The sequence below is a fragment of the Serratia sp. NA_112.1 genome (assembly GCF_052691715.1).
The window spans coordinates 135,034-151,805 of record NZ_JBQZFO010000009.1 but is presented as its reverse complement, the minus strand read 5'-3'; the positions used below and the strand labels follow the sequence as shown (position 1 = coordinate 151,805).

Sequence of the window (16,772 nt, the reverse complement as noted above, 5' to 3'; positions counted from 1 at the left end):
GGCGTTATCTTTGTCACTACATTGAATTATTTAATTAGGGTATCTTATGAATTTGTGTCTGCAGGGGCGTATCGCGCTGGTGACCGGCGCCAGCGAAGGGATCGGTGCGGGAATGGTGCGGGTGTTAGCGGCGCAGGGAGTGACTGTGGTGGCGACGGCGCGCCGGGCAGATCGTTTGCAGGCCTTGGCGGATGAAGTTGAACAAGCCGGTGGCATTCGGCCCTGTGCTATCGCGGCAGATATCACCAATGCGCAAGCGCTCGAGGGCATGCTTTCGCAGGTGATGCAGCGTTTCGAGACCATCGATATTGTGATTAATGCGGTCGGCGGAGCCCGCCCGACCACGTTGAGCGAAGGCGACGCTGGCTGGGAAGAAGCTTTTGCCCTGAACTTTACGCCGGCACGCCGGGTGACTCACGCCTTGTTGCCTCGGATGCTGGCGCAGGGCTGGGGACGAGTGATCAACATCAGTGGTTCGATGGAGCCGCGCAGCTTGAATGCCGCCACCGCCGCCAAAGGGGCATTGCACCTATGGGCCAAGGGGCTGGCAGGCGACGTGGCGGCGCAGGGCGTTACGGTTAATACTCTGCAGCCCGGACGAATAAATAGCGAACAGGTACGTGAAAAACTCCACCCCAGCGAGGAAGCACGCCAGGCATTTATCGAGCAGAATATCCCGATAGGCTATTTTGGCGAACCGGAAGATATGGCCTATCTGGCCGCGTTTCTTTGTTCCCCACTAGCGCGCTATATCACTGGCGCCGTGATCCCGGTGGATGGTGGTATGCATTATTTTGCGCACTGAAGTCGTTGTCGGTTATGCCGCATCGCTTTCCCGGTAGCGCTGGCGGGCATGTTCAAACCAGTTTGCTGGGACGTTATACGGAGGCAACCGCAGCTTTTCCAGCCCCTTTTCGACGATATGATACGCCTGCTGCCATAAAGTAGGGTCCCCTTCGGTCAGCACTTCCAGCAGCCGCTGTTTTTCGATCCGGTAGGTTTGGGCGAAATGGCTATCATAGTCCTTTCCCTCCACACAGCACCTCTCTGTGGTATCCCCTGCTTTTAACAAGGTAGCATATTGGCTGAAAAATAGCTTGCTATTACATCGTGCGCTATCTATATTCAGAGCATGAAAATCGAAAACACCGAACCACCGACAGCGAAAAACCTGCTGCTGCTTGATCAGCAACTTTGCTTTGCCCTGTACTCCGCCAACCTGGCTCTGAACAAGGTGTATCGCAAACTGCTGAGCCAGCTTGATCTCACCTATCCGCAATATCTGGTGATGCTGGTGCTGTGGGAGCGGGATGAAATCAGGGTCACGGACATTGGCGAACGGCTATTTCTCGATTCCGCCACCCTGACGCCATTGCTGAAACGCCTGGAGTCCGCCGGTTTGTTGGCGCGTTACCGCGCCACCACCGATGAGCGGCAGGTGATTATCGCGTTAACCGATGCCGGTCGTGCATTGCGTGAGAAAGCGCAGTCGGTACCGGAAGCTGTATTCTGCGCTACCGATTGCAGCCTTGATGAAATCGTCAATATCAAACAGCAGTTGGAAAAGCTGCGCGGCAAGCTGATCAACCAGCTTTGATCCCCAGTGCCGGACGCAGGATCGGCACGGGTGGACTACACTGGAATTAAGCAGTAAATATATAGCGTGCGATTTAATCGTGAAAGATATACCAATGACGACGTTCCGCCAGCAGGAATTGTCGTCTTGCCTCCAACCAGAAAGAAGGAATGATGTATGTCGATTGAAAAAGTTGTGTACCGTGCTCATGCCACCGCAACCGGTGGCCGCGATGGCCGTGCGACCTCATCTGACGGTGTGTTGGATGTCAAACTGGGCGTGCCGAAAGAAATGGGTGGCGCGGGCGGGGAAGTCACCAACCCGGAACAGTTGTTTGCTGCCGGTTATTCGGCCTGCTTTCTCGGCGCACTGAAGTTTGTCGCGGCGAAAGAAAAAGTGAAGATCCCGGCCGAAGCCAAAATTGACGGCACCGTCGGTATTGGCGAAATCCCCAACGGTTTCGGTATCGAAGTGCAGTTGGATATCACTCTGCCGGGTATCGAGCGCAGCGTGGCGGAAGACTTGGTGAAAAAAGCCCACGTGGTCTGCCCTTATTCCAACGCCACCCGTGGCAATATTGATGTAACGCTTAACGTTAAGTAAGATTTTCGCCAATATCGCGGAACAAATGGAGGGTTCAGCCCTCCATTTCTCGTCTCTTCCCCCTTTATCTCTTGTACAAAAAATGGCAAAAATGGTTATTTTGTGAGAATTCTCTTGATTCTTACCCCCAAAATAGCGCTTATTGCCGATCGGCTGAACCTGCAGCCGCATCGAATGTCTGACTGACTTCAGAACTGTTAAAGCCCCCGGAGCCATCGCGTTACATGAACAAAGTTAAATCGCTATCACAGCAGAATTTATCGTTATTGTTAGCGATCTATATCGGCATCTTTTTGAACCTTTCCGTTTTCTATCGTCGCTTTGATTCATTTTCGCACGGCATTCAGGGGATTAAGGTTATTTCTGCGGTAACCGAGGTTATCGCCATCGTTCTTTTCACCTTCTTTATTATGCGGCTGGTTTCGCTCGGCGGCCGGCTGTTCTATCGAATTACTGCCTCGCTGTTGGTGCTGATTTCCGTGGCGGCCAGCTATTACATGACGTTTTTCAACGTGGTGATCGGCTACGGCATCGTGGTGTCGGTGATGACCACCGATGTTGACCTGTCGAAAGAAGTGGTCGGCATGCACTTCGTGCTGTGGATGGTGGTGCTCAGCGTATTGCCGCTGCTGTGCATCTGGAAAAACAACCTGCGTTATACCCTGATCGAGCAACTGAAAACGCCTGGACACCGGATAAAACCGCTGGTGGTGCTGGTGGCGGTAGTGGCGCTGGTCTGGGTGCCGCTGCGTATGCTGGATAACGAGCAAAGCGCGCAGGAAAAAATCACCAATGTGGACTTGCCAAGCTACGGTGGCGTGGTCGCGCATTCCTATTTGCCATCCAACTGGCTGTCGGCGTTGGGGCTGTTTGCCTATACCCGTTATGACGAAAGTCAGGATCAGGCCAATTTGTTCGACCCGGCCAAGAACTTTACCTATGTGGCACCGGCCGATATTGATGATACCTACGTGGTATTTATCATTGGTGAAACCACCCGCTGGGATCACATGGGCATTCTTGGCTATGACCGTGACACCACCCCACGGCTGTCCAAAGAGAAAAATCTGGTGGCGTTCCGCGGTACGTCTTGTGATACCGCCACCAAACTGTCGTTGCGCTGTATGTTCGTGCGGGAAGGCGGCACGGCAGATAACCCGCAACGGACGCTGAAAGAGCAAAACGTGTTCGCAGTAATGAAAGATCTGGGCTTCACCTCCGAGCTGTTCGCCATGCAGAGTGAGGTTTGGTTCTATAATAATACCGAAGTGAACAACTATTCTTTCCGCGAGATGATCGCCTCCGAAAAGCGCAACGACGGCAAATCGGTTGACGATATGCTGCTGGTGGATGAAATGAAGGAGTCGCTGGCCCGTTATCCCAAGGGTAAGCATCTGGTGATCCTGCATACCAAAGGCTCACATTATCTCTATTCCCAACGTTATCCACGCAGCTACGCACGCTATCAGCCGGAGTGTCTCGGCGTTGACGATTTCTGCTCTAAGGAGCAGTTGGTTAACGCCTTCGATAACTCGGTGCTGTATACCGACAGCTTTATCGCCAATGTGATTGACCAGGTGCGCGAGAAGAAGGCCATTGTGTTCTATTCTTCCGATCACGGCGAATCGATAGGCGAGAATTCGCACCTGCATGGTACGCCGCGTGAAATGGCGCCGGTGGAGCAGTTCCGCGTGCCAATGATGGTATGGGCATCCGACAAGTTCCTGGAAGACCCACAGCATCGCAGTGCTTTCGAGCAATTGCAGGCGCAGCAGCGGGTTGGCAAGACCCACCGCCATGTCGAGCTGTTCGATACCATTCTCGGTTGCCTCGGTTATACCTCGCCGAACGGCGGCATTGTGGCGGAAAACAACTGGTGTAATATTCCGCAGGAAAAAGCAGCGGCGACCCCGCTGTAATTCCCCATGCCGGGCGCGACTGCGCCCGGCAATTCACGCGAATACCTTCCCTCCATCAATTCATCCGGCTCAGGCTTACGGTATACTTGCAGACTTTCCCCCTCGGACCGGAGATTTCCATGACCTTGCGCGTGGCGTTTATTGACGATCATGACATTGTGCGATCGGGTTTTGTGCAACTGCTGTCGCTGGAGCCGGATATTCAGGTGGTCGGCGAGTTCAGCAGCGCTGCTCAGGCCCGCGCCGGCCTGCCCGGTCTGGAGGCGGAAATCTGCATCTGTGATATTTCGATGCCGGACGGCAGTGGACTGGATCTGCTGGCGGATATTCCCTCGGGTATTCGGGTGGTGATGCTGTCAATGCATGACAACCCGGCGCTGGTGGAACTGGCGCTGGAGCGCGGTGCCTGCGGGTTCTTGTCCAAACGCTGTAAGCCGGAAGATTTAATCACCGCGGTGCGCACCGTCGCCAGCGGCGGCGTGTATCTGATGCCTGAAATCGCCCAGCAATTGACGCGGGTGAAGGTGGACCCACTGACCCGTCGTGAACGTGAAATCGCACTGTTACTGGCGCAAGGGCAGGAGGTGCGGGAGATTGCTGCTGCGCTGGGTTTGTCACCCAAAACGGTACACGTGCACCGCGCCAATCTGTTCGCCAAGCTGGGTATCAACAACAACGTCGAACTGGCGAAGCGGATGCTGAACCTGTGATGCAACGCCTGATCAGTCAACTGGCGTTGTTCTTTATCTATGCCACCAGTGCGTTTTGCCTGTGGGGCATTGGTACCGCGCTGATCGACCCGCCGTGGCAGGCGCTGTTGCTGTTCCCGTTTGGTCTGCGTATGGGCATTCTGCTGCAAAGTCCTTACCGCTTCTGGCCGGGCATCCTGTTGGCCGATCTGTTGCTGATGGTGGTGTTGGCCGATCAGTTCGGTTACGGGCCAGCACTGTGGGCTTCGGTGGTGGTGCTGGTACTGACGGTGTTGCTCAGTCTGGTGGCCTCCCCTTGGCTACTGCGGCATCAGGAAAGCGACAGCGAATGGCAATGGCCATTGTTGCAGGGCGCGGTGGTGGCGGTGGCCGCGTTGCTGCAGGCGCTGGTGTGGCAGGTAGTGAACGGTGAGGGTGCCAGAGCCCTGTTGCTGGGGTTGGCGGGCGGATTCACCATTGCCCCGACTTGCCTGCTGCTGTGGCATTACCTGGCGCGGCAGATCTGGGTGCCGCTCGAACCGGGCCTGATCCATAAGCCTGTGACGCTACGGTTGCGCCATCTGGCCAGCTATTTACTGCTGTTTGCGCTCAGTATCTGGCTGCAACAGCAGGTCAATGCCGCCGAACTGCGCCGTTTTGCCCCCTTTTGCCTGGCCATTCCGATCGTCTTTATGTCCTATCGCTATGGCTGGCAGGGCGCGCTGTTGGCAACCCTGCTTAATGGTGTGGTACTGGTGGCCAACGAACCGCCACAACCCGAGTCACACCGAGATTTGCTGCTGTCGCTGCTGGCCCAGAGCCTGACCGGTCTGTTGCTCGGTGCGGGTATTCAACGCCAGCGCGAACTGAACCAGCAACTGCGGCTGCGGCTGACGGAAAACCGCCAACTGGCGCGTGCGCTGGTTACGGCAGAAGAACAGACCCGGCGCGAGGTGGCGCGGGAGTTGCACGACGAGGTCGGTCAAACTATCACCGTGATCCGCACTCAAGCCAGTATTATCAAACGGTTGGTGCCACAGCCGCAGGTGATGGGCTGCGCTGAAGCGATAGATACCCTGGCGCTGCGGGTGTATGACGGCGTGCATGATGTGTTGACCCAGCTGTGGCCGGCTGCGCTGAATAATTTGCCGCTGTCGGCGGCGGTGGCGGCGATGCTGCGTGAATCATTGCCGCAGGATTCGTCGCTGGTGAGCGTGATGCAGTGGCAGGTGCCGGATGAACTGCTGGATGAGACGTTGAAAATTACTCTGTATCGGGTGTGTCAGGAAGGGGTGACCAATGTCTGTCGTCACGCCGCCGCCAGCCGGATTGAGCTGGATGCACGTTTTCGTCAGCGAAAAGGGCGGTTGCCGCAGGTGCTGCTGACCATTCGCGATAACGGCGTGGGTATCGATCTGGCCCATCATGAGCCTGGCTATGGTCTGCGCGGCATGCAGGAGCGCATCAGCGCACTGGGCGGCCGCCTGCGGCTGACGTCGGAGAATGGCACCTGTTTGAATGTGATCTTACCCACAGTTTCACCGGCGGAAGGGCCAAACTAGGAAATACTCCTAGCCGCGTCGGGAATCCGGCGTAAGTCATTTCCGCGCGCGCGCAGCATGATAGCGGCACTTTTCATATTCTCTGAGGTTTCACATGTGGTCTTTCCTTAAAAGCCGCGATGATGTGCCGCCGGTTTCCGATCAAAAACAGATCGATGCCAGCTATAAATACTGGCGCATCCAGCTGATGTGGACGATGTACATCGGCTATGCCGCGTTTTACTTCACGCGCAAAAGCTTCAACTTCATCATGCCGGCGATGCTGAGCGATCTTGGCCTGACAATGTCTGACGTCGGCATCCTCGGTACGCTGTTCTACATCACTTACGGCTGCTCGAAGTTTATCTCAGGCATGATCAGCGATCGTTCCAACCCGCGCTATTTTATGGGGTTGGGCCTGATTATGACCGGCATACTCAATATCTTCTTCGGCCTCAGTTCCTCTCTGCTAATGCTGGGGACGCTGTGGGTCCTCAACGCCTTCTTCCAGGGCTGGGGCTGGCCGCCATGCTCCAAGATCCTTACAAGTTGGTACTCGCGTTCCGAACGCGGCAGTTGGTGGGCGATCTGGAATACATCACATAACTTTGGCGGTGCGCTTATCCCGCTGCTGGTTGGCTTTATCTCGCTGCACTTCAGCTGGCGCTACGGCATGATTATTCCGGGCATTATCGGCGTGGTGTTGGGCCTGTTGATGTGTTGGCGCCTGCGTGACAAGCCCTCCACCATGGGGCTGCCTAGCGTGGGTAAATGGCGCAACGACGCCATGGAACTGGTGCAGGAATCGGAAGGTCAGGGGCTGACCAACCGCGAAATCATCAAACGCTACGTGTTGACCAACAAGTACATCTGGCTGTTGGCGGTATCCTACGTGCTGGTGTACATCGTACGTACAGCCATTAACGACTGGGGCAACCTGTACCTGACCCAGGAAAAGGGCTATTCGCTGATGACCGCCAACTCGGCGATCTCGCTGTTTGAAGTGGGCGGCTTTATTGGTTCGCTGGTGGCCGGTTGGGGTTCTGACAAGCTGTTCCGCGGTAATCGTGGGCCAATGAACCTGATCTTCGCCATCGGGATCTTCCTGTCGGTTGCGGCGCTGTGGATCATGCCAGGTATCACTTTCCTGCTGCAGGCGGCCTGCTTCTTTGCTATCGGTTTCTTCATCTTTGGCCCACAGATGCTGATTGGCATGGCGGCGGCGGAATGTTCGCACAAGGATGCTGCCGGGGCGGCAACCGGTTTTGTCGGCCTGTTTGCTTACCTGGGGGCGGCGTTGTCCGGCTACCCGATTGCCCGCATCATGGAAATCTGGCACTGGAACGGTTTCTTCGTGGTGATCTCGATCGCTGCCTGTTTGTCTGCGTTGTTCCTGCTGCCATTCTTGCGTGCTCAATCACCGGCGCTGAAAACGGCGAAGGCATGATGAAAAAGTGCGCTGCAGGCTGCTGTGGCGCGCTTTATGCCGCTTTTATCACCACTTGATTAGCCGGGATAAGAAAGTTATTGACGCGTATGATCGTCAGCAGTAAGATGCGCCCCGCATCGGCGAGTAGCGCAGCTTGGTAGCGCAACTGGTTTGGGACCAGTGGGTCGGAGGTTCGAATCCTCTCTCGCCGACCACATTCAAGAAAACCTGCTTTTTAAAGCAGGTTTTTTTTCGTCTGTAATTTATAGGATGAGAGCCTCCGAAGGAGGTTTGAGCCGAGCGTAGCGAGACAACGTTGCTTTAGCAACGGCCCGCAGGGCAGCATCGCAGATGCAGTAATCCTCTCTCGCCGACCACATTCAAGAAAACCTGCTTTTTAAAGCAGGTTTTTTTTCGCCTGTAGTTTGTGTTTTGCACCCAGCTCCAGAACTCACTTTTTCCCATAAAAAACATTCATCCTTTCTCGCTAATTAATTCACTCTCCTTATTCCTGGCTGCTTCTGTTATTCATATTTAAATAAATTCACCGTTGCCAAATAAAATCTGGTTGATAGCGCTATTGTTTTAATGATTATTTTATCTATAGTCTGAATACGCGGGATGGGAATGATAGATTTCCGTTACGTGGGAAAGATTAATGCTTGTTTATTCATTTTAACCGGCCTGGATTATTCTGCTTCGACAATCTTCGGCCGTCATTAAATATTTTACGTTTATCCTCTCGGAATAAAGGAATCAGTTATGCGCAAATTTAATAAACCGTTGTTGGCGTTGTTGATCGGCAGCACGCTGTGCTCTGCGGCGCAGGCCGCCGCACCGGGCAAGCCTACACTGGCCTGGGGCAATACCAAGTTCGCTATTGTCGAAGTCGATCAAGCGGCGACGGCTTATAATAACCTGGTGAAGGTAAAAGATGCCGCCGACGTTTCTGTTTCATGGAATTTATGGAATGGCGATACCGGTAATACGGCAAAAGTATTATTAAATGGCAAAGAAGTCTGGAGCGGTGCCTCAACCGGTGCTTCGGGCACGGCAAACTTTAAAGTTAATAAAGGTGGACGTTATCAAATGCAGGTGGCGTTATGTAATGCTGACGGTTGTACTGCCAGCGATGCTACCGAAATTGTAGTGGCGGATACCGATGGCAGTCATTTGGCACCGTTAAAAGAACCACTGTTGGAAAAGAATAAACCTTATAAACAAGACTCCGGCAAAGTAGTAGGTTCTTATTTTGTTGAGTGGGGCGTCTACGGCCGTAATTTCACCGTTGATAAACTGCCGGCACAGAACCTGACGCATCTGCTGTACGGCTTTATTCCGATCTGTGGCGGTGACGGCATCAACGACAGTCTGAAAGAGATCGAAGGCAGTTTCCAGGCGCTGCAACGTTCTTGCCAGGGCCGTGAAGATTTCAAGGTGTCGATCCACGATCCGTTCGCCGCGTTGCAGAAAGGGCAAAAAGGCGTGACCGCCTGGGATGACCCCTACAAAGGCAACTTTGGTCAGTTGATGGCGCTGAAGCAGGCGCGTCCAGACCTGAAAATCCTGCCGTCGATTGGCGGCTGGACCTTGTCCGATCCGTTCTTCTTTATGGGTGACAAGGCCAAGCGCGATCGTTTCGTCGGCTCGGTGAAAGAGTTCCTGCAAACCTGGAAGTTCTTTGACGGTGTGGATATCGACTGGGAATTCCCGGGCGGGCAGGGTGCTAACCCGAAACTGGGCAGTGCGCAGGATGGGGCGACCTATGTGCAATTGATGAAAGAACTGCGAGCGATGCTGGATCAGCTTTCCGCAGAAACCGGTCGCAAGTATGAACTGACCTCTGCGATCAGCGCCGGCAAGGACAAAATCGACAAGGTGGACTACAACACTGCGCAGAACTCGATGGATCACATCTTCCTGATGAGTTACGACTTCTATGGCGCCTTCGATCTGAAAAACTTGGGCCATCAGACAGCACTGAAAGCACCGTCCTGGAAACCGGATACAGCATATACCACGGTGAATGGCGTCAATGCGCTGCTGACGCAGGGGGTGAAGCCGGGCAAAATCGTGGTGGGTACTGCCATGTACGGCCGTGGCTGGACCGGTGTTAATGGCTACCAGAACAACATTCCGTTTACTGGTACCGCGACCGGCCCGGTAAAAGGCACCTGGGAAAATGGCATCGTCGATTACCGCCAAATCGCCAATGAGTTTATGAGCGGTGAATGGCAGTACAGCTACGACGCCACTGCCGAAGCGCCTTATGTATTCAAACCTTCCACCGGCGACTTGATCACCTTTGACGATGCCCGCTCGGTACAGGCGAAGGGCAAGTATGTGCTGGATAAGCAGTTGGGCGGGTTGTTCTCCTGGGAAATCGACGCTGATAACGGCGATATTCTGAATAATATGAATAGCAGCCTGGGCAACAGCGCCGGCACGCAATAAATCGGTTGTAGCACGTTGCCGGGGGATATCCTTTTGCCCCCGGCTTTTTAACAGACGAAAGTTTTTTTACGCTGGATAGATTGTGGCGTCACCCGGCTAAAAAAATGCACCGATGGCTCACCCTTTCGGGTAACAGGACAGCATTTCGTCCTGTCTTTTACGTCGATCACAAAAATAACCGTTCAGATATTCATCATTCGACAACAAACTTTTTTAGTTTTTTATCGGAGTTAAACACCAGTAATTTTCTGCAACACAGCCTATCGAACTAAATTTGACCGTATAGCATAAGTTTTCATGCTGCCAATGTTAAAAAAAGGTTTTTTTTATGTTTGTTTGCTGTTTCTCACAGTCTGCGTAAATCCCCACTGGTTATATTGACGACACCCCAAACAGTTGGCAATTTGGTAGCCTCAGGGGTAAGAGCGAGAGTTGTTTGAGTGAATGCCACGCGCTCAGACGCCCCCACCGGGATGCGTTCCCCCGGCTCTCTTGCGCAATTATCCCTCCAGCCTTCGGGCACCGACTGCACAGGCCGCGCAATAAAAAATACAGGCTCTGGCGGTAATACACACATCACATCACATAATGGAGCACAAGCGATGACAAGTTCCTTGGGAAAAACAGGGATTCTGAAATTCGGTATTGGGCTGATTGCGTTGACCGTTGCGGCCAGCGTGCAAGCCAAGACTCTGGTTTACTGTTCTGAAGGTTCCCCGGAAGGGTTCAACCCGCAGCTGTTCACCTCGGGTACCACCTATGACGCCAGCTCGGTCCCTATTTACAACCGTCTGGTCGAATTCAAAATCGGCACCACCGAACTGCAACCGGGCCTGGCTGAAAAATGGGATGTCAGCGAAGACGGCAAAACCTACACCTTCCACCTGCGTAAAGGTGTGAAGTGGCAGAGCAGCAAAGACTTCAAACCGACCCGTGATTTCAACGCCGACGACGTGGTGTTCTCCTTCGAACGCCAGCTTGACGCGAAAAATGCCTATCACAAAGTCTCCGGCGGTAGCTATGAGTACTTTGAAGGCATGGACATGCCGAAGCTGATTGCCAAAATCGAGAAGGTGGACGATTCCACAGTCCGTTTCGTGCTGAACCGTCCGGAAGCCCCGTTTGTGGCTGACCTGGGTATGGACTTCGCATCCATTCTGTCTGCCGAATACGCCGACGTGATGATGAAAGCCGGTACTCCGGAAAAAGTTGACCTGAACCCAATCGGTACCGGTCCGTTCCAACTGCTGCAATACCAGAAAGACTCCAAAATCCTTTATAAGGCATTCGACGGTTTCTGGGGCACCAAGCCGAAGATCGACCGTTTAGTGTTCTCTATCACGCCAGACGCTTCAGTGCGTTACGCCAAGCTGCAGAAAAACGAATGTCAGGTGATGCCGTTCCCGAACCCGGCTGACATCGCCCGCATGAAGCAGGACAAAACCATCAACCTGATGGAACAACCGGGGCTGAACGTTGGCTACCTGTCGTTCAATGTTGAGAAAAAACCGCTGGATAACCTGAAGGTGCGTCAGGCGTTGACCCTGGCGGTCAACAAGCAGGCGATCATCGACGCGGTGTACCAGGGCGCAGGCCAGGCGGCTAAAAACCTGATCCCGCCAACCATGTGGGGCTATAACGACGCGGTGAAGGATTACACCTACGATCCGGTCAAGGCCAAAGAGCTGCTGAAAGAAGCGGGCATGGCAGACGGCTTCGCCATCGATCTGTGGGCTATGCCGGTACAGCGTCCGTACAACCCGAACGCGCGCCGCATGGCGGAAATGATCCAGTCTGACTGGGCGAAAATCGGCGTGAAAGCCAAAATCGTGACCTATGAGTGGGGTGAGTACCTCAAGCGCGCCAAAGCGGGCGAGCATCAGACGGTGATGATGGGCTGGACCGGCGACAACGGGGATCCGGACAACTTCTTCGCCACGCTGTTTAGCTGTGCGGCGGCGAAAGATGGTTCCAACTACTCTCGCTGGTGCTACAAGCCGTTTGAAGATCTGATCCAACCGGCACGCGCTGAATCGAACCACGACAAACGCATCGAACTGTACAAACAGGCTCAGGTAGTGATGCACGATCAGGCTCCGGCACTGATTGTCGCCCACTCCACCGTTTACGAGCCAGTGCGTAAGGAAGTGAAGGGCTATGTTGTGGATCCGCTTGGTAAGCATCACTTTGAGAATGTCTCTCTAGATTAATTCTGGCCGTTAAGCCGGCGACACACGAATGGACTTGGCAGGGGCGCAACAGGTTGCGCTTCTGCTGACCAGTCTCCGGCGTATGGCATCAGGATTGTTCAAAGTGTGTGAGCTTTAATAAGCCTGGCGGACGATGAGCTGCCGGGCACTTTATACAGAGAGTTCGGGATATGTTGCAGTTCATACTCCGACGTTTGGGGTTAGTTATCCCAACGTTTATCGGCATAACTTTGCTGACTTTTGCATTCGTCCATATGATCCCCGGTGACCCGGTGACCATCATGGCCGGGGAACGCGGGATCTCCGCAGAACGCCATGCGCAGTTGATGGCGGAAATGGGGCTGGATAAACCGCTCTATCAACAATATTTCTCTTACGTATCCAACGTGTTGCAGGGTGATTTGGGTACGTCCCTCAAAAGCCGCATCTCCGTTTGGGATGAGTTTGTTCCACGCTTCAAGGCCACGCTGGAATTAGGGTTCTGCGCGATGATTTTTGCCGTGCTGGTGGGTATCCCGGTCGGGGTGCTGGCGGCAGTCAGGCGAGGCTCAATATTCGATCACACCGCGGTGGGTATATCACTGACCGGCTACTCGATGCCGATTTTCTGGTGGGGCATGATGCTGATCATGCTGGTCTCGGTGCAGCTAAACCTGACGCCGGTATCGGGGCGGGTCAGCGACACGGTGTTCCTCGACGATACCTTGCCGTTAACCGGCTTTATGCTGATTGATACCCTGATTTGGGGCGAGCCGGGCGACTTCGCTGATGCCGTGATGCATATGATCCTGCCTGCTATCGTACTCGGCACCATTCCGCTGGCGGTGATCGTGCGTATGACGCGCTCCTCAATGCTGGAAGTGTTGGGCGAAGATTACATCCGTACCGCGCGCGCCAAAGGTGTGAGCCGTATGCGGGTGATTGTGGTGCATGCGCTGCGCAACGCTTTGCTGCCGGTGGTAACGGTGATTGGCCTGCAAGTCGGCACCATGCTGGCCGGTGCCATCCTGACCGAAACCATCTTCTCCTGGCCGGGCCTGGGGCGTTGGTTGATGGATGCGCTGCAACGTCGCGACTATCCGGTTGTTCAGGGCGGCGTATTGCTGGTCGCCTGTATGATTATTCTGGTTAACCTGCTGGTAGACGTGCTCTACGGTGTGGTCAACCCGCGTATTCGCCACAAGAAATAAGGGGCGCTCTGATGTCTCAAATCACTGAGTCTGTAGTTAAAGGTGCGCCGAAGCCCATGACCCCGTTTCAGGAGTTCTGGCACTATTTCAAGCGCAATAAAGGGGCCGTTGTCGGTCTGGTGTATATCGTTCTGATGTTTGTGATTGCCATCGGAGCCGGAGTATTGGCGCCGCATGCACCGGCGGATCAGTTCCGCGACGCGCTGCTTAAGCCTCCGGTGTGGCAGGAAGGCGGCAGTTGGCAATATCTCCTCGGTACCGACGATGTGGGTCGCGATGTGTTGTCGCGCCTGATGTACGGTGCGCGACTGTCGCTGCTGGTCGGCTGTCTGGTGGTGGTGCTGTCGCTGATCATGGGCGTGGTGCTGGGCCTGTTGGCCGGTTACTTCGGCGGCGTGGTGGATGCGATCATTATGCGTATCGTCGACATCATGCTGGCGTTGCCAAGCCTGCTGCTGGCGCTGGTGCTGGTGGCGATTTTCGGCCCCTCCATCGTTAACGCCTCGCTGGCGCTGACCTTCGTCGCTCTGCCGCACTATGTGCGTCTGACCCGCGCGGCGGTGCTGGTGGAAGTGAACCGCGACTACGTCACTGCTTCACGCGTGGCGGGTGCCGGTGCGATGCGCCAAATGTTTATCAACATCCTGCCAAACTGCCTGGCACCCTTGATCGTCCAGGCTTCTCTTGGTTTCTCGAACGCTATCCTGGATATGGCCGCTCTCGGCTTCCTGGGTATGGGTGCACAGCCGCCTACGCCGGAGTGGGGCACCATGCTCTCCGACGTGTTGCAGTTCGCACAAAGCGCTTGGTGGGTCGTGACCTTCCCTGGCGTGGCGATCCTGCTGACGGTGCTGGCATTTAACCTGATGGGGGACGGCTTGCGTGATGCTCTCGACCCCAAACTCAAGCAGTAAAGAGGACGAGAGAGATGGCGTTATTAAATGTAGACAAGCTTTCGGTGCACTTCGGTGACGAAGGTACCCCTTTCCGCGCGGTAGATCGTATCAGCTACAGCGTGGAGCAGGGCCAGGTGGTGGGGATCGTTGGTGAATCCGGCTCCGGCAAGTCCGTCAGTTCGCTGGCGATTATGGGGCTGATCGATTTCCCCGGTAAGGTGATGGCCGAAAAGCTGGAGTTTAACGGCCAGGATCTGCGCAAGATTTCCGAAAAAGAGCGCCGCCAACTGGTGGGCTCGGAAGTGGCGATGATTTTCCAGGATCCGATGACCAGCCTGAACCCGTGCTACACCGTCGGCTTCCAGATTATGGAAGCGCTGAAGGTACATCAGGGCGGTAATCGGCGTACCCGTCGTCAGCGGGCTATCGACCTGCTGACGCAGGTGGGCATCCCCGATCCGGCCTCGCGTCTGGATGTATATCCGCACCAGCTTTCCGGTGGTATGAGCCAGCGCGTGATGATCGCCATGGCGATTGCCTGTCGGCCAAAACTGCTGATTGCCGATGAACCCACTACCGCACTCGATGTGACCATTCAGGCGCAAATTATCGAGCTGCTGTTGGAATTGCAGCAGCGTGAAAATATGGCGCTGTTGTTGATTACTCACGATTTGGCGCTGGTGTCCGAGGCGGCGCATCATATTATCGTGATGTATGCCGGTCAGGTGGTGGAATCCGGTAAAGCATCGGAAATTTTCCGCGCACCGCGGCATCCTTATACTCAGGCGCTGCTGCGAGCGCTGCCGGAGTTCGCGGCCGATAAGGCGCGGCTGGCTTCGCTGCCTGGTGTGGTACCGGGCAAATATGACCGCCCAAGCGGTTGTTTACTCAACCCGCGTTGCCCGTACGCCACTGAGCGTTGCCGTGTTGAGGAGCCGGAACTGCGCAGCATTCCCGGCCGTCAGGTTAAATGTCACACACCGCTGGATGATGCGGGGAGGCCGACCGTATGAGCCAGAACCAACCCTTGTTGCAGGCGATTGACCTGAAGAAACACTACCCGGTCAAGAAGGGCATCTTTGCCCCGGAACGGCTGGTTAAAGCCCTGGACGGCGTCTCTTTCACCCTTGAGCGTGGTAAAACGCTGGCGGTGGTGGGCGAATCCGGCTGTGGCAAGTCAACGCTGGGCCGTCTGTTGACGATGATTGAAGTGCCGACCGGCGGTGAGCTGTATTATCAGGGGCAGGATCTGCTAAAGCCTGACGTCACCGCTGAGAAGCTGCGGCGCCAGAAGATCCAGATTGTGTTCCAGAATCCTTATGGATCGCTTAACCCACGTAAAAAGGTCGGGCAGATCCTCGAGGAGCCGCTGCAGATCAATACCGGGCTAAACAGCGCTCAACGTCGTGAGAAAGCGCTGGAGATGATGGCCAAGGTTGGCCTGAAAACCGAACACTATGATCGCTATCCGCACATGTTTTCCGGTGGGCAACGCCAGCGTATTGCTATCGCCCGTGGTCTGATGCTTAACCCGGACGTGGTGATTGCCGATGAACCTGTCTCCGCCCTCGATGTCTCGGTGCGAGCGCAGGTACTGAATCTGATGATGGATCTGCAGCAGGATTTGGGGCTGTCCTATGTGTTCATCTCGCATGATTTGTCGGTAGTGGAGCATATTGCCGACGAAGTGATGGTGATGTATCTCGGCCGCTGCGTGGAAAAGGGCAGCAAAGATGCCATTTTCAACAACCCGCGCCATCCGTATACCCAGGCGCTACTGTCCGCGACGCCACGTCTGAATCCGGATATGCGTCGTGAACGCATCAAGCTGACCGGCGAGCTGCCCAGCCCGATGAATCCACCGCCGGGTTGTGCATTCAATGCCCGCTGCCGTCGTGCTTTTGGGCCATGTACCCAGCTGCAGCCACAGTTGAAGCAATACGGTGAACAGATGGTTGCCTGCTTTGCGGTCGATCAGGATGAAAATCCTGTGACATGACTTTGTTATCAAGAGCGATTAATTTAAATGCCGGCATTTACGCCGGCATTTTTTTTGATTAAACCCACTGGTTTGTTAATTATTTTGTTGGGAAATTAATTAATTTGTATTAATAACGATTGTTTCTCTTAACGAAATCCTAACGAAATAATTGTTATTTAGGAATATTCTCACGATTATAATAAATAAATCGCTTAAATTTCATGTTGCCTGATATCAGCTATAAAAAAGCACGCCCGAAGGCGTGCTGAATATTCATGGAAAGA

13 protein-coding genes, 1 tRNA gene, 1 other RNA gene and 1 pseudogene are annotated in these 16,772 nt (G+C 54.5%); 15 read left to right on the top strand and 1 reads right to left on the bottom strand.

All coding sequences use genetic code 11. From position 1 onward, the window contains the following. Positions 1–46: 46 nt before the first annotated feature. Positions 47–805, top strand: a complete 759-nt coding sequence (locus ACUTQ5_RS17335) for an SDR family NAD(P)-dependent oxidoreductase (RefSeq protein ID WP_445652248.1) — start codon at positions 47–49, stop codon at positions 803–805. 12 nt (positions 806–817) lie between these two features. Here ACUTQ5_RS17335 and ACUTQ5_RS17330 read toward each other — a convergent pair. Beyond that, a pseudogene (locus ACUTQ5_RS17330) lies at positions 818–1,024 on the bottom strand (GTP pyrophosphokinase); the annotation flags it as partial. A 108-nt stretch (positions 1,025–1,132) separates the two neighbouring features. On the opposite strand from ACUTQ5_RS17330, the gene ACUTQ5_RS17325 reads away from it, so the two are divergent. The 14 genes from ACUTQ5_RS17325 (at position 1,133) to dppF (ending at position 16,506) form a co-directional block, all read left to right on the top strand. Beyond that, positions 1,133–1,597, top strand: a complete 465-nt coding sequence (locus ACUTQ5_RS17325; protein WP_445652247.1) for a MarR family winged helix-turn-helix transcriptional regulator — start codon at positions 1,133–1,135, stop codon at positions 1,595–1,597. Between the two features lie 156 nt (positions 1,598–1,753). Beyond that, entirely contained in the window at positions 1,754–2,179 is a 426-nt protein-coding gene (locus ACUTQ5_RS17320) for an organic hydroperoxide resistance protein (protein WP_004950797.1), read from the top strand. A 224-nt stretch (positions 2,180–2,403) separates the two neighbouring features. After that, positions 2,404–4,098, top strand: a complete 1,695-nt coding sequence (gene eptB, locus ACUTQ5_RS17315) for a kdo(2)-lipid A phosphoethanolamine 7''-transferase (protein WP_445652246.1) — start codon at positions 2,404–2,406, stop codon at positions 4,096–4,098. 119 nt (positions 4,099–4,217) lie between these two features. Further along, the gene (gene uhpA / locus ACUTQ5_RS17310; RefSeq protein ID WP_445652245.1) at positions 4,218–4,808 is read left to right on the top strand and encodes a transcriptional regulator UhpA; all 591 of its coding nucleotides are present in this window, start codon (positions 4,218–4,220) and stop codon (positions 4,806–4,808) included. After that, positions 4,808–6,349, top strand: coding sequence for a signal transduction histidine-protein kinase/phosphatase UhpB (gene uhpB / locus ACUTQ5_RS17305; RefSeq protein WP_445652258.1), 1,542 nt, complete (start codon positions 4,808–4,810; stop codon positions 6,347–6,349). The genes uhpA and uhpB overlap by 1 nt, the downstream gene beginning before the upstream one ends. Positions 6,350–6,443: 94 nt before the next feature. Continuing rightward, complete coding sequence (locus ACUTQ5_RS17300; protein WP_445652244.1) at positions 6,444–7,775, top strand: MFS transporter; 1,332 nt, start codon at positions 6,444–6,446, stop codon at positions 7,773–7,775. Between the two features lie 120 nt (positions 7,776–7,895). After that, a tRNA-Pro gene (locus tag ACUTQ5_RS17295) sits at positions 7,896–7,972 on the top strand. A 34-nt stretch (positions 7,973–8,006) separates the two neighbouring features. Continuing rightward, positions 8,007–8,134, top strand: a non-coding RNA gene (locus ACUTQ5_RS17290) — RtT sRNA. Positions 8,135–8,519: 385 nt separating this feature from the next. Beyond that, a complete protein-coding gene (locus ACUTQ5_RS17285) occupies positions 8,520–10,211 on the top strand; it encodes a glycosyl hydrolase family 18 protein (RefSeq protein ID WP_445652243.1) in 1,692 nt (563 codons plus the stop codon). Between the two features lie 602 nt (positions 10,212–10,813). Continuing rightward, complete coding sequence (gene dppA / locus ACUTQ5_RS17280) at positions 10,814–12,421, top strand: dipeptide ABC transporter periplasmic-binding protein DppA (RefSeq protein WP_445652242.1); 1,608 nt, start codon at positions 10,814–10,816, stop codon at positions 12,419–12,421. 170 nt (positions 12,422–12,591) lie between these two features. Continuing rightward, positions 12,592–13,611, top strand: a complete 1,020-nt coding sequence (dppB, locus tag ACUTQ5_RS17275) for a dipeptide ABC transporter permease DppB (RefSeq protein WP_020824728.1) — start codon at positions 12,592–12,594, stop codon at positions 13,609–13,611. 11 nt (positions 13,612–13,622) lie between these two features. After that, a complete protein-coding gene (gene dppC / locus ACUTQ5_RS17270; RefSeq protein WP_445652241.1) occupies positions 13,623–14,525 on the top strand; it encodes a dipeptide ABC transporter permease DppC in 903 nt (300 codons plus the stop codon). 14 nt (positions 14,526–14,539) lie between these two features. Beyond that, complete coding sequence (gene dppD, locus ACUTQ5_RS17265; protein ID WP_445652240.1) at positions 14,540–15,520, top strand: dipeptide ABC transporter ATP-binding protein; 981 nt, start codon at positions 14,540–14,542, stop codon at positions 15,518–15,520. After that, entirely contained in the window at positions 15,517–16,506 is a 990-nt protein-coding gene (gene dppF, locus ACUTQ5_RS17260; protein ID WP_445652239.1) for a dipeptide ABC transporter ATP-binding subunit DppF, read from the top strand. The genes dppD and dppF overlap by 4 nt, the downstream gene beginning before the upstream one ends. Positions 16,507–16,772 lie beyond the last annotated feature (266 nt).